At 62.6% G+C, this 13499-nt stretch carries 14 protein-coding genes; 3 read left to right on the forward strand and 11 right to left on the reverse strand.

From position 1 onward, the window contains the following. Nucleotides 1-30 precede the first annotated feature (30 nt). From NKI38_RS15820 to NKI38_RS15865, 10 genes are all read right to left on the reverse strand, one after another. Nucleotides 31-912, reverse strand: coding sequence for an AAA family ATPase (locus NKI38_RS15820; protein ID WP_352659047.1), 882 nt, complete (start codon nt 910-912; stop codon nt 31-33). 8 nt (nt 913-920) lie between these two features. After that, nucleotides 921-1925 carry a xanthine dehydrogenase family protein molybdopterin-binding subunit gene (locus NKI38_RS15825; RefSeq protein ID WP_023756899.1) on the reverse strand — a complete coding sequence of 335 codons (1005 nt, stop codon included), beginning with the start codon at nt 1923-1925 and terminating at the stop codon, nt 921-923. Between the two features lies 1 nt (nt 1926). Further along, nucleotides 1927-3294 carry a xanthine dehydrogenase family protein molybdopterin-binding subunit gene (locus tag NKI38_RS15830; RefSeq protein WP_352659049.1) on the reverse strand — a complete coding sequence of 456 codons (1368 nt, stop codon included), beginning with the start codon at nt 3292-3294 and terminating at the stop codon, nt 1927-1929. Between the two features lie 82 nt (nt 3295-3376). Then, the gene (locus NKI38_RS15835) at nt 3377-3859 is read right to left on the reverse strand and encodes a (2Fe-2S)-binding protein (protein WP_352659051.1); all 483 of its coding nucleotides are present in this window, start codon (nt 3857-3859) and stop codon (nt 3377-3379) included. A gap of 61 nt (nt 3860-3920) precedes the next feature. Further along, complete coding sequence (locus NKI38_RS15840; RefSeq protein ID WP_352659053.1) at nt 3921-4715, reverse strand: FAD binding domain-containing protein; 795 nt, start codon at nt 4713-4715, stop codon at nt 3921-3923. A 13-nt stretch (nt 4716-4728) separates the two neighbouring features. Then, nucleotides 4729-5172 carry an SRPBCC family protein gene (locus NKI38_RS15845; protein WP_352634039.1) on the reverse strand — a complete coding sequence of 148 codons (444 nt, stop codon included), beginning with the start codon at nt 5170-5172 and terminating at the stop codon, nt 4729-4731. Nucleotides 5173-5291: 119 nt separating this feature from the next. Further along, complete coding sequence (locus tag NKI38_RS15850) at nt 5292-6119, reverse strand: AraC family transcriptional regulator (protein ID WP_352659054.1); 828 nt, start codon at nt 6117-6119, stop codon at nt 5292-5294. 185 nt (nt 6120-6304) lie between these two features. Then, a complete protein-coding gene (locus NKI38_RS15855; protein WP_352659056.1) occupies nt 6305-7072 on the reverse strand; it encodes an SDR family oxidoreductase in 768 nt (255 codons plus the stop codon). A gap of 87 nt (nt 7073-7159) precedes the next feature. Then, the gene (locus NKI38_RS15860) at nt 7160-8158 is read right to left on the reverse strand and encodes an ABC transporter permease (RefSeq protein ID WP_352634033.1); all 999 of its coding nucleotides are present in this window, start codon (nt 8156-8158) and stop codon (nt 7160-7162) included. Between the two features lie 40 nt (nt 8159-8198). Beyond that, a complete protein-coding gene (locus NKI38_RS15865) occupies nt 8199-8939 on the reverse strand; it encodes an ATP-binding cassette domain-containing protein (protein WP_352634031.1) in 741 nt (246 codons plus the stop codon). Between the two features lie 494 nt (nt 8940-9433). Between NKI38_RS15865 and NKI38_RS15870 the strand changes: the two genes are divergently transcribed. Beyond that, the gene (locus NKI38_RS15870) at nt 9434-10423 is read left to right on the forward strand and encodes a sugar-binding protein (RefSeq protein WP_023673050.1); all 990 of its coding nucleotides are present in this window, start codon (nt 9434-9436) and stop codon (nt 10421-10423) included. A gap of 182 nt (nt 10424-10605) precedes the next feature. Then, nucleotides 10606-11388, forward strand: coding sequence for a FadR/GntR family transcriptional regulator (locus NKI38_RS15875; RefSeq protein ID WP_502899317.1), 783 nt, complete (start codon nt 10606-10608; stop codon nt 11386-11388). Between the two features lie 18 nt (nt 11389-11406). Here NKI38_RS15875 and NKI38_RS15880 read toward each other — a convergent pair whose 3' ends face one another. After that, nucleotides 11407-12345 (reverse strand): NAD(P)-dependent oxidoreductase, encoded by a 939-nt coding sequence (locus tag NKI38_RS15880; protein ID WP_352659060.1) that lies wholly within the window; start codon nt 12343-12345, stop codon nt 11407-11409. A 118-nt stretch (nt 12346-12463) separates the two neighbouring features. Between NKI38_RS15880 and NKI38_RS15885 the strand changes: the two genes are divergently transcribed. Continuing rightward, the gene (locus tag NKI38_RS15885) at nt 12464-13360 is read left to right on the forward strand and encodes an NAD-dependent epimerase/dehydratase family protein (RefSeq protein WP_352659062.1); all 897 of its coding nucleotides are present in this window, start codon (nt 12464-12466) and stop codon (nt 13358-13360) included. The last annotated feature ends 139 nt before the right edge of the window (nt 13361-13499 follow it).

Consider the following 13499-nt stretch of genomic DNA (forward strand, 5'->3'; position numbering starts at 1 on the left):
ACGGGGCAAAGGTGTCGTTGACGTCGCGCATCACGCCAGCGCCTCCTCGACAATCCGGCCAAGCTCTGGTGCGATATAGGACAGGTCTTCCTCGTCCTTGATCAGCACGCCGATGGCGCGGCGGAAGGCTTCCGGCCATGGGCTGCCGCCTTTTTCCAGGATGGTGGCGGCATTGGCCCATTCGACCGCCTCCGCGATGCCGGGTGGCTTGGCGAGCGGCCGGGCGCGGATGGTCTGTACGGCCGCCGCCACCGCGCGTGCCGTTGCCTCGGCTACATCGCCAGCGCGCAGCATGATTATGGCGGCCTCGCGCTCGGCGTCGGGATAGCCGATCCAGTGATAGACGCAGCGCCGGCGCAACGCCTCCGCCAGTTCCCGGGTGCGGTTCGAGGTCAGGATGACGATCGGCTGCGCCGTGGCGCGGATGGTGCCGCGCTCGGGAATGCTGATCTGGAAATCGGAGAGGAATTCCAAAAGCAGCGCTTCGAATTCATGGTCGGAACGATCGATCTCGTCGACCAGCAGCACGCGCTGCTCGGGCGCCTTCAGCACCTGCAGCAGCGGTCGCGCGATCAGGAAACGGTCGTCGTAGATGTCGATCTCATGCTCGCCGGCATGGCGGATGGCGAGCAGCTGGCGCTGGTAGTTCCACTCGTAGAGCGCATGCGCGGCGTCGATGCCTTCGTAGCATTGCAGCCGCACCAGATCGCGGCCGAGCAGTTGCGCGATCGCCTTGGCCGCTTCCGTCTTGCCGACGCCCGGCGCGCCTTCGAGCAGCAGCGGCTTGCCCAGCCGGATGGCCAGGAAGATGGCGGTCGACAGGCTCTCGTCGGCCAGATAGCGCGAGGCGGCCAGATGCTGCGCCACCGCCTCCGGCGAGGTCGCGACAGTCTCGGCGCTTGTCCCAGTCATTTTGGCCCTCAGTTCGCCGCTTGCGCCTTCAGCGCGCGCAAAATGCGCTCCGGCGTGATCGGCAGCGTGTCGATGCGCACGCCGACGGCATCGAAGACGGCATTGGCGACCGCCGGTATCTGCGGATTGGCGCACATTTCGCCCGGCCCCTTGGCGCCGTATGGCCCGTCCGCCGAGGGACGCTCCAGAACGATGATCTCGGTCTCGGCGAGATCGCCGGGGCCGGGCATCAGGTACTGGTTGAAGTCGGTACCGCCATGGTCACGGTTGGGATAATAGGGCTCGGTCGTTTCGTACAGAGCGTGGCTGATGCCCATCCATGAGCCGCCGACGAGCTGCTGTTCGACCATTTTCGGGTTCAACGCGCGGCCGATCTCGAAGACGTTCTTGACGGTCAGCACGGTCACCTCGCCGGTCTCGTCATCGACCTCGACCTCGGCCACCGTGCAGGCATGCGCGTAACAGGTCGACGGCTTCATCGCGCCGGTTTCTTTCTCGGGATAGGAGCGCGGGATCAGGAACATGCCGCGGCCGGAAATCGAGCGGCCGCGCTTGAAATGTGCCGACAGCGCGACATCGAAGATCGAGATCGACTTCTGCGGCGCGCCCTTGACCAGGATGTTGCCCTGGCCGTCGGTCTCGAGGTCGGAGGCATTCACTTCCAGCTCTTCGGCCGCCACTTCGAGCATCACCTGGCGGGCTTCCCTGGCGGCCTGGATGACGGCATTGCCGGCGCGGTGCGTGCCGCGCGAAGCGAAGGTGCCCATGCAGTGCGGACCGGTGTCTGTGTCGGCGGTGTCGACGACGACGCGGTCGGTCGGTACGCCGATCGTCTCGGCGCAGATCTGCGCCATGATCTGCTTCATGCCCTGGCCGAGATCGACCGATGACAGCGTCACCATGAAATTGCCGGTCGGCGTCGAATGCACCAGCGCCTGCGTCGGGTCGCCGCCGAGATTCATGCCTGTGGGATAATTGATCGCGGCGACGCCGCGTCCGCGCCTGATCGCCATCTCAAGCTCCCTTCACGTAGGAGGACATCGCCATGTATTTCTCCGCCACCGGCCAGTTGGCGGCGCGCGAGGCTTCCTGCATGCACTCGATCAGCGCCGCGCCCTCGGTCGGCTGGCGGTGCGCCTTCATGTCGCCGTCGCGATAGGCGTTGATGAAGCGGAATTCGAGCGGGTCCATGCCGATCAGCCGCGCCAGCTTGTCCATCTGCACCTCTAGCGCGAAGTCGCCGATGGTGACGCCGAAGCCGCGCATGGCGGAGGAGGGCGTGCGGTTGGTATAGACGCAGTAGGTGTCGATCCAGACGTTCGGGATGGTGTAAGGGCCGGGATAGTGCCCTGCACCCTTCTGCGCGCCATAGGGCGAGTGGCGCGAATAGGCGCCGGCGTCGGTGTAGCCGGTGACCTTGCGGGCGACGATACGGCCGTCGTTCATGACGCCGTCCTTGATGACGACCTTTTCGGCCGCGCGAGGTGACGATATCTGCATCTCCTCCTCGCGGCTGTAGATAAAACAGACTGGTCGTCCTGTTAGCTTGGCGCCGAGGATGGCGATCGGCTCGACGATGACGTCGACCTTGCCGCCAAAGCCGCCGCCGACGGTACCGCCGACGAAGTGCAATTTGCTGCCCGGCATCTGCAGGATGATCGAGGTGTTGTCGAGCGTGAAGAACATCGCCTGCGTGTTGGTGTAGCAGGTGAAGCGGTCATTGCCCTCTGGTGCGACCACGCAGCCGGTGGTCTCGGTCGGCGCATGCTCGATCGGTGACGACTGGTAGCTCTGCTCCAGGATGTGATCTGCGCCGGCGAAGCCCGCCTCGACATCGCCGAAGCGCACTTTGCGGCACTCGCCGCTGTCATAGAGGTAGTAATTCTGGCCGTGGTACTCATTGACCAGCGGGGCGCCGGGCTTCAGCGCTTCCTCCATGTCGAAGACAGCCGGCAGCACCTCATAGTCGACCTTGACCTTGGCAGCGGCCTCTTGTGCCGCGCGCTCGGTCTCGGCCAGCACCGCCACCACGGCCTCGCCCTTCCAGCGAACCTTGCCGTCGGCCAGCACGGTTTCGTCCTCAGGTCCGATCTGGATCAGGATCAGGATGGTGTAGACATTGTGCGGCACGTCCTTGGCGGTGAGGATTTTCACCACGCCTGGATGCTTTTCGGCTTCCGAGGTGTCGATCGAACGGATTCGGGCATGGTGATGCGGGCTGCGCACCATTTTTAGATGCAGCATGCCGGGGAAATTGCGGTCGGCGAAAAAGGTGGTCTTGCCGGTGACATGGCCGGGCGAATCGGAGCGTGGCCTTGGCTGGCCGATCTCATGCAGATCGTCCTTGCGGACATCGGCGAAGTAGCTCTTGCGCAGTTCCATTCTTTTTGTTCCCTCAGCTCTATCTCTTTGATTTAGAGGCGGATTCAGATTTCAGGTCGAATCGACCTGAAATCATCCGGCTCTAGGCCGCGTTCTGAGAGTTGGACCGCGCGGCGGTCAGCACCGCCTGGATGATCGGCTCGTAGCCGGTGCAGCGGCAGATGTTGCCCGACAGCGCCTCGACCACCTCATCGCGGCTGGGATTGGGCGTGTAGTCGAGCAGCACCTTGGCTGCCATGATCATGCCCGGCGTGCAGAAGCCGCATTGCGTGGCGAAGGCGTCGAGGAAGGCGCGCTGCAGCGGGTGCAGCACGCCGGCTTCCGAAAGCCCCGCCGTCGTGGTGATGGCGGCGCCATTACAGGTCTCGGCCAGCGTCAGGCAGGAGAGCCTGAGTTCGCCGTCGATGATGACCGAGCAGGCACCGCAAGTGCCTTGATGGCAGCCGCCTTTCGGCGAGGTGTCGCCGATCTTGTCGCGCAAGGCGTGCAGCAGCGTCGTGCCACTGTCGATGAATTCGGCCGTTTCCGCGCCGTTGAGCGTGAACTGAACCGGAACCTTTGCCATGTTTTTCCTCCCAGCGCGCCTGTCCGAACCATCGGACAGACGCGCGCCCCCGAACGAAATATTATGCGAGCAGCAGCCGTCCGAGATGGACCGGCAGCACTTCGTTGCGATACCAGGCGCTGGCAATCGGATCGGTTGCCGGCGCGGTGCCGTGGTTGACTGTTGCCAAAGCCGGCGCGATGCCGTCCTTGGTCAGGCTTCGGCCGATCAGAGCGTTTTCGGCTGCTTTGGCACGCATTGGCCGGTCGGCCATGCAGCCCAGCGCAATCCTGGCCGAAGTCACGGTGCCATCCAGCGCCAGTTTCAGAACGCTGGCGATGCTGAGCACCGAGACGCCCTTGGGCTTGACCCGCGACACTTTCAGGAAGCGGAAACTGGCGGCTTTCGGCAACGTGAAGCTCACGGAAGTGACGATGGCGCGGTTGCCGTCCCGATTGGCCAGGAAGGTCTCGATCGACGCTTCGCCGTCGTCGGTGCCGACAATGGCGTCGAGCGCCAGCAGGGCAACAGTGAAATCACCATAGGGAGCCGGCGCAAACAGATTGCCGCCGACGGTCGCCATGTTGCGGACTGCCGGGCCACCAACGGCGCGGGCGGCCTTGGCAAGGACGCCGAGGTGCGGATGGCGGGCGATCGCCGCCATGGTCACCGAAGCGCCGATGCGGACTTTATCGCCAGCGACAGCGATGGTGGACAGCGATGGCTCGGTCGACCTGATAAGGCCGGAGATCGAAACATCGCCTTCATTGGCGGCGCGGACCACGAGTGTACCGCCACCGAGATAGCGCGTGCCGGCGGCGTTCAGCGCCGCGTTGGCGTCCTTAACCGTTGCAAAAGTCTGCAGTGCTAGCGCCATGGCTTGGCTCCTGTCAGCTCTGGCCGGCGAAATGGCTTTTCAGGGCGTTGAAGCCGCCCTGAAAAACATTGGCGCCCATGCCCTCGGCCAGCTTGTCGGCTTCCTCGGGTGCTGCGTCGAAGCTGGCGGTCCATTCGGCATAGGTGCGGTCGCCATCGGTGACACGACGCAACTGCAGCGTCGCCTTGTGGTTGGTCAGCGGTTGCGGAGTTTCCAGGATTGAATAGCTGACGAGGAAATTCTGATCGGAGAAGTCGAGCAGCTTTTCGCGGATACGTGCTCCGCTGGCGAGCTGGAAGTTGCGCACGCAGCCTATCGTCGAAGCGTCCTTGCCGTCCTCGATATGGCTTTCCACCATGCGCGGATGCCAGCCAGGCAGACCGTTGAAATCGCGTACGCGCGCCCAGACCTTTTCGACCGGTGCGTCGATAACGCTGGAGATGGTGACTTTCGCCATATGGATATTCCCTTGCAAATGCGACAGCTGGGCAAGGGTAGGGCGGCCATTTCAGGGACGCTTATCAATGCGTCTTGAACGCCTATCAAGGAGTCTGAAAAAGGGTGGCGGCGGTCGGTTCAGGCGATCGCCCGCGCGGCCTCGCGGTAGAGCGTCGGCGGTACGCCGACATGGTCGCGGAAGAAGCGCGAGAAATTGCCCTGTGTGGTGAAGCCGAGATTGCAGGCGACCGAGATCAGCGGCTCCTGCGACCACTGCAACTGCCGCACCGCTTCCTCCATGCGCAACGTGTTCCAGTACACATTGGGGGTCAGATTGGTCTGCTCCTTGAACAGTGCGAAGAAATGCGGCCGCGACAGGCCGACACTGCGCGCCACGTCGTCGAAGCAGATGCGCTCGCAGACATTGGCCTTCATCAACTGGATCGCCTTGCGGACACGGAAATCCTGCATCGTGTTGATGCGAACACGGGCCTCCTGCGGCGCCGAGGCGTCGGCGGCGTCGAGCACTGAGTCGATGAAACGCTCGATCTCGTAATTGGCGATATCGTCGATGTTCTCATTGTCGCTGAGATGGTCGAGCAGATTGGCGGCGGCCTGATGCAGCCAGGGCTCCAGCGTGATCGCGGCTTGTGAAAAAAGCGGCGCGGACGCAGGCAGGTCGCGGCGGCGCCGCGCCCAGTCCGGATCGATGTAGAAGGCGAGAAACAGACCGGGCGTCCCGTTTTGCGACAGAACATGGCTGTGCGGCTGGAAGGAGTTGATGCCGGCGGCTGTGTCGGGTCCGAGCCGCACGGTCTCGCGGCCGATGGTCATCTCCCCGGCCGTGCCTTCCAACCAGATGATCAGATGCGCCTCGACATGGGCATGGGTGACGAAGTCGCTTGCGACATTCAGGACAGAAACATGTCCGAACCGGCCCCAGTAGAGCCTGATCGCTTCCGTCATGGGTATTCCTCCCGCAGACGACTGGCCTCCCTTCGCCTGCAACGGGGATAGTGCGGCTGAGTTCGGGCCTGCGTCAAGACGGGAGTTCGTGCCGAGCGTGGAGGACGGCTGATGCGGGCGGATTTTCAGACTGAGGGATAGGTTTCCCCTTCTCCCACAAGAAGGAAGAAGGGAAGAACGCCTCCTCAAACCGAAGCCGTCATGCCGCCATCGACATACAGCGTATGGCCGTTGACGAAGGAGGATGCGTCGGAGGCGAGGAACACGGCGGCGCCGATCAGTTCGTCGACATTGCCCCAGCGTCCGGCGGGCGTGCGCTTTTCCAGCCAGGCGGAAAATTCCGGATTGTCGACCAGCGCCTGGTTCATCTCGGTGCGGAAATAGCCGGGCGCGATCGCGTTGATCTGCAGGCCGTGCTTGGCCCAGTCGGCGCACATGCCCCTTGTCAGGTTCCTGATCGCGCCCTTGGTGGCGGTGTAGGGCGCGATGTTCGGCCGGGCCAGCTCGCTCTGCACGGAACCGATGTTGATGATCTTGCCCTTGCCGCGCGGGATCATGTGGCGGGCGACCGCCTTGCCGGCATGGAAGGCGCCCGACACATTGGTCTTGAACAGCCGCTCCCATTGCTCCTCGGGAAAATCCTCGAGCGGGGCGCGGAACTGCACGCCGGCATTGTTGATGAGGATATCGATGGCGCCGATCTCGGACTCGATTCGGGCAATGTCCGTGTCGACCGTCTGAGAATCGGTGACATCGAAGGTCGAGGCGTGAGCCTTGAAGCCGGCAGCGCGCAGCTTTTCGACGGCGCCGTCGATCCTGGCGGCATCGCGGCCGTTCAGCACCACGCTCGCCCCGTGTTCAGCGAGACCGCGAGCCAAGGCAAAACCTATGCCTTGGCCAGAACCGGTAATCAGCGCAAGCCGCCCATCGAGGCTGAAAAGGGAGCTTGTCACGGACTGTTTTGTCGTTTGACCATGATCTCTGGGCAAACGGTTCCGTTTGTCCGAGAAAACCGGTTTCCACTTTTCGGGATCATGGTCTTAATCGCTGCGGCGGAAATTGCGGATGCGGTCGAACAGCACCGCCAGCAGGATGGCGCCGCCGATGAATACGCCTTGCCAGAAGGCATTGATGCCGAGAAGGCCAAGACTGTTGCGGATCACTTCGATCAGGGCCGCGCCGACGATGGCGCCGAAGGCGGTGCCGACGCCACCAGCCAGATTGGCGCCGCCGATGACAGTGGCGGCGATCACCTGCAACTCCATGCCGGTGCCGAGATTGGTGGTGACGGCGCCCAGCCAGCCGGTCTGGATGATGCCGGCAATGCCTGCCGACAGCGCCGAGATCATGTAGACGGCAACCTTGATCTTGCGCACCGGCACGCCGGTCAGCGTCGCCGCATGCTCATTGCCGCCAATGGCGAAGATGTGGCGGCCGAATTTGGTCCAGCGCAGGATGAAGCCGGTGATCAGCGCCAGAACGATCATGTAAAGAACCGGATTGGCGATCCCGAACACCCAGGCGCCGCCGCCCAATGCCAGCAGTTTGGCGTGGTCTGGCCCGAACTGGAAGACGACGGTGTTGTTGGAGGCGACCATCGCCAGGCTGCGGGCGATCGACAGCACACCGAGCGTTACCACGAACGGTGGAAAGCCAAGGTAGGCGATCAGGACGCCGTTGAAGGCGCCGATGGCGAGCGCGGTTGCGATAGAGGCCAGAATGCCGACTTCGATCGAGTAGCCGGCATGCATGGTGACGGCCAGCACCATCGACGACAGGCACAGCACCGAACCGACCGACAGGTCGATGCCGCCGGTGATGATGACGAAGGTCATGCCAAGCGCGATGATGGCGACGAAGGTGATGTTGCGGGTGATGTTGTAGAGGTTTTTCGACGTGGCGAAGGCGTCGGTGGCAAACGACAGGAACAGGCAGGCGAGGATGACGGAGATCACCACCCAGAAAGTCTGGCTGGCAAACAGCCTTGCCAGCAAGGATTGCTGCTTGTGCTCGATCGGCTGGTCAATTGTCAGTGCCATCGTTGACCTTCATCTGCTGTCATAGTGAAAACGCTTGAAATCAAACCTGTTCGATGGCGCCGGTAATCAGCCCGGTGACTTCCTCGGGCGAACTCGACGCAATCGTCTTGTCGGCGACCTTGCGGCCGCGCCGCATGACGATGACGCGGTCGGCGACGGTGAAGACATCCGGCATGCGGTGGCTGATCAGCACCACGGCGATGCCCTGGTCGCGCAAATGGCGGATCAGGTTCAGCACCTCGGCGACCTGACGCACCGAGATCGCCGCCGTCGGTTCGTCCATCAGCACGATCTTGGCCTGCGACAGCATGGTGCGGGCAATCGCCACCGCCTGGCGCTGGCCACCCGACATCTGCTTGACGAGGTCGCGCGGACGGGTCTCGGACTTCAATTCGGCGAAGAGCTGGCCGGCGCGCTTGTACATCGTCGCATAATCGAGGATGCGGAGCGGCCCTAGGCCACGGCGCAATTCGCGGCCGAGATAGACATTCGCCGCCGCGGTCAGATTGTTGCAGAGCGCCAGATCCTGATGGACAATTTCGATGCCGTGCTGGCGGGCTTCCGCCGGCTTGTGCAGGATCAATTCCTTGCCATCCATGTGCATGGTGCCATGGCTCGGGCGGAAATTGCCGGCGATCATCTTGACCAGCGTCGATTTGCCGGCGCCGTTGTCGCCCATCAGGCCGACCACCTGTCCAGGCTCGATCGACAGCGAAACGTCGTTGACCGCCTGGATGGCGCCGAAATGCCTTGAGATGTTGGTGAGTTCGAGAACCGCCACCAGCCTTTACCTCCCCGTGCCTTGCCTGCTTTTCCGGTGGACCGGGCGCAGCTTTCGCCACGCTTTTCCAGCTCCTCCCGGAAACAGCGCTGACCTGCATCTACGCGAATGCCTGCGCAGGCGTCAATTGTCAGACGAATAAGAATTGGCGATAGTCAGGGAAATGCGGCCGGGGGCCGTTGCGGGACGAGGTTGAATCTTTCGAAAAATCAGTTTTGTAGGACAAATGGCATTGACGTTGGCCGCGAGCCGAGATTAGCTGAGCATCGGAGGAACTAAATCAATATACCGATCCCATGCCGGTCTGCCGCGCGGGATCATCAGAGGATTGTCGGTCGTTGCCAGTCAGTTTTCGATCTGGCGGACCGAAATGAAAATACTTATCGGCCTGGCGTATGACATGAGCGCTCGCACAACGACCCTCTGTCATCACGCATCCGGTCGATCTGTGTGGCGGGCACGCCGTGTCCGTCTGTTTCCAAGGGAGGACTGACATGAGGAAAACACTTTTGCTCGCCGCCGTCGCCGCCATGGCGCTTGGCGCCGGGCCGGCTTTGGCCAAGAAACAGCTCGTCATTGTCGTGAAAGGTCTCGACAATCCGTTCTTCGAAGCCATTCACCAGGGCTGCGAGAAATGGAACAAGGAAAACGCCAGCTCGGAATATGAGTGCTTCTACACCGGCCCGGCGTCGACTTCCGATGAAGCCGGCGAGGCGCAGATCGTCCAGGACATGCTGAGCAAGGCCGACACGGTGGCGATGGCGATTTCGCCGTCCAACGCCCCACTAATCGCGCAGACGATCAAGACCGCCAATCCGACGATCCCGATCATGACGCTCGATGCGGATCTCAGCAAGGAGGATGCGGCCCTTCGCAAGACCTATCTCGGCACCGACAACTATCTGATGGGTCACAAGATCGGCGAGTACATCAAGAAGGGCAAGCCGAATGGCGGCACGATCTGCACGATCGAGGGCAACCCGGCGGCCGACAACATCCTGCGCCGCGCCCAGGGCATGCGCGACGCACTGTCGGGCAAGGAGGGCCTTGCCGCACTTGCCGGTGAAGGTGGCTGGACCGAAGTTGCCGGCTGCCCGGTGTTCACCAATGACGACGGCGCCAAGGGCGTGCAGGCGATGACCGACATCCTCGCCGCCAACCCCAAGCTCGACGCCTTCGGCATCATGGGCGGCTGGCCGCTGTTCGGCGCGCCGCAGCCCTATCGCGATCTGTTCGGGCCGCTCAAGGACCGGATAGCCAGCAACGACTTCGTCATCGGTGCCGCCGACACGATCGGTGACGAGGTGGCGATCGCCCGTGACGGCCTCGTGACCGCGCTTGTCGGTCAGCGGCCGTTCGAAATGGGCTACAAGGCACCGTCGGTGATGATCGACCTGGTCGAAGGCAAGGCCGTCGCCGATCCGGTGTTCACCGGCCTCGACGAATGCACCAAGGACACGGTCGACACCTGCATCCAGAAGTAGGTTCTCGATTTCGGGACGCCCGGCAACGGGCGTCCCGTCACTCCTGAACGGGACGCAATGGTTGGGGCAACAGGCTCCGGCTTTCGTGCGCCCATGGTTTGGATTTTTCGGCAACGAGATCGGCGCGCCGCGTAAAGTTCGGACCTGTCCGGATGATAGACGGCCGACGCATTGGAATGTGGATGCCGGACGAGAAGTCAAACAAACGCGCCGACCGGCCCATGGCACACGCCAGCCGCCATCCGGCCGTCATGCGCGCAACTGGTGCCGCGCACTTTCCGGGGGCGAGCGTTCATGTCTCGCTGGCCGGTGAGATTGGGCTGCGGATCGTGCGTGGCGACTATCCGCCCGGCACCATCCTGCCCAACGAAGCCAAATGGGCCGAGATCTTCAATGTCAGCCGTTCTGCGGTGCGCGAAGCCATCAAGATGCTGATGGCGAAAAGCCTGTTGGCATCGCGGCCCAAGATCGGCAGTTGGGTCGAGCCTAAGGAGCGCTGGAACCTGCTCGACCGCGACGTGCTGGCCTGGTACGCGACGGCGCCCGACCGCGAGGCTTTCCTGCGCACCGTGCAGGAGTTTCGTCACATCATCGAGCCGGAGGCGTCGGCCTTTGCCGCCACGCGGCGCAACGACGAGCAGATGGCGGAGATCAGCCAGGCCTGCCGCGAAATGGGCGAGGCCTTGAGCCTGCAGGAGCGTATCCGTGCCGACACGCGTTTTCATCTGGCCATCCTTCGCGCCTCCGGCAACGACCTTCTAGTGCCGCTTGGCGTGTTGATCGAGTCGGCGCTCGATCATCTCTTCGCGTTCACGACGCAGCAGGTCAGCGACCAGCGGCAGGCGCAGAAGCTGCATGAAGCGATCGAGAAGAACATCCGCCTGCGGCGTCCAGCCGCCGCGCGCAACGCTGTGCACAAGCTGCTTGAAAACACCGACGATGGGATAGGACGGTGGAGGCGGTGATCGGCACCTTTGTCTGGCTCAGATAGTCTGCTTTTTGCCATCCTTCATCGGCATCAGGTCGACGCCGTTGACCTTGCCGATATGGGTTGCCAGCATCGGCACGAATTGCTCGGCCGGGCCGGTGGCATGGGCGCCGGCGAAGGAGTTCTTGGTCGCGTTGCCGAGCGGGTTGGCGATGCCGGCCGCACCCGCCATCGATTCCAGATAGGTCAGGTCCTTGAAGGCATTGGCGATCGAGAATTTGTGGGCGTCGCGATCGCCCTCCAGCGTCCAGCGCATGAAGGTCTGGTAGAAGCCGCAATCCATGCGGCCGTTGCGGATGACGCTGTCGAAGCGCGGCGGCGAGATGCCGACTTTCTGCGCAAGCGCCAATGCCTCGGAATAGATCGCGGCGTAGCCGAGCGAGATGAAATTGTTGAGCAGCTTCATGCGGTGGCCGTCGCCGGTGTCGCCGATATGGACGATGCGGCCGGCCCAGGTTTCGATCACCGGTTTCACCCTGGCAAAGAGGGCGTCCGGCGCGCCGACCATGGCGTCGAGCGTGCCTTCCCAGGCTTCCTTCGGCGTGCGGCTCAGCGGCGCGTCGACAAAATCGATGCCGAGCGCGTTCAGTTCCGCTGCCAGTGCCACCGTCGAGACCGGATCGGAGGTCGAGCAATCGACGACGACCGAGCCTTTCTTCAAACCCTCCTTGAGGCCGCCTGGGCCACGAATGATGGCTTCGACCTCACGTGAGCCGGTGACGCAGATGAAGACAATTGTCGATGCCGCCGCCACATCGCGCGAGGTTGATGCTTCAGTGGCGCCGCGGCCAATAAGGTCTTCCGCCGGCTTGCGGTTCTTGCGGCCGAGAAAGGTCAGGCTGTAGCCCTTGTCGACGATGTTCTTGGCGATCCCGTGCCCCATCAGACCAAGGCCGATGAAGCCGATCTTTTCGCTCGCGGCAGTCGTATTCATGTCTTCAAGTCCTGTTGCAATGATTGATGTCAGGCGCTGCCGTTTTGCAGGCGAGGTGGTTGCGGATGGCGATATTGTCTGACAATACACATAAATCCCAGATGATGTGGAGAGCAAAATGACGAAGCGGATCATGTTCACCGGCGGCAGCGGCAAGGCCGGACGCCATGTCGTGCAATATCTGGTGGAGCAGGGCTGCCAGGTGCTCAACATCGACACCAAGCCGCTCGACAATCCCAAGGTGCGCACGCTGATCACCGACATCACCGACAGCGGGCAGGTGTTCAACGCGCTGTCGAGCTATATGGGCCTGCATGAATTCGACCCGTCGCTGCGCCCGCAGCCGGTCGATGCGGTGGTCCACTTTGCCGCCATCCCGCGCATCATGATCACCACCGACAACGAGGTGTTCCGCATCAATGCGCTCGGCACCTACAATGTCATCGAGGCGGCGGTGAAGCTCGGCATCCGCAAGGTTATCATCGCCTCGAGCGAGACGACCTATGGTCTGGTTTTCGCCAATGAGCCGCGTGATCCCAAATATTTCCCGCTCGACGAGGAGTACGATGTCGATCCGATGGACAGCTACGCGCTGTCCAAGGTCGTCAACGAGAAGACGGCTCGCGCCTTTGCGCAGCGCGATGGCACCGACATCTATGCCTTGCGCATCGGCAACGTCATCGAGCCGCACGAATATTCGCTGTTTCCAAAATGGTTCGCCGATCCGGGGTTCCGCAAGCGCATCGCCTGGAGCTATGTCGACGCGCGCGACCTCGGCCAGATCACGCTGCGCGCCATCGAGAAGGACGGCCTCGGCTATCAGGTGTTCAACGCCGCCAACGACGATACCTCGTCCGATTTGCCGACCGCCGAACTCTTGAAGCGGTTCTATCCCGGCGTGCCGGTCAAGGCCGAACTCGGCGAATACGAGACGCTGCTCTCCAACCGCAAGGCGCGCGAGGTGCTCGGTTTCCGCCCGGAACACAGCTGGCGCAGATACGTCAAGCAGGCCTAGGCATGTCGATATTCAGGTGATGCCGGCCTGCGAATGACGGCTTTCTGCGCTTCCGGTGCTCATATGTGGACGGCCCCCTGCTTGCAAGTGTTTGGCATGATGATTTGATCGGATCGCTTGCGCTCATATGTCCGGCCTT

It is taken from the genome of Mesorhizobium sp. M0621 (assembly GCF_040320745.1).
In the GTDB taxonomy this organism is placed as follows: domain Bacteria; phylum Pseudomonadota; class Alphaproteobacteria; order Rhizobiales; family Rhizobiaceae; genus Mesorhizobium.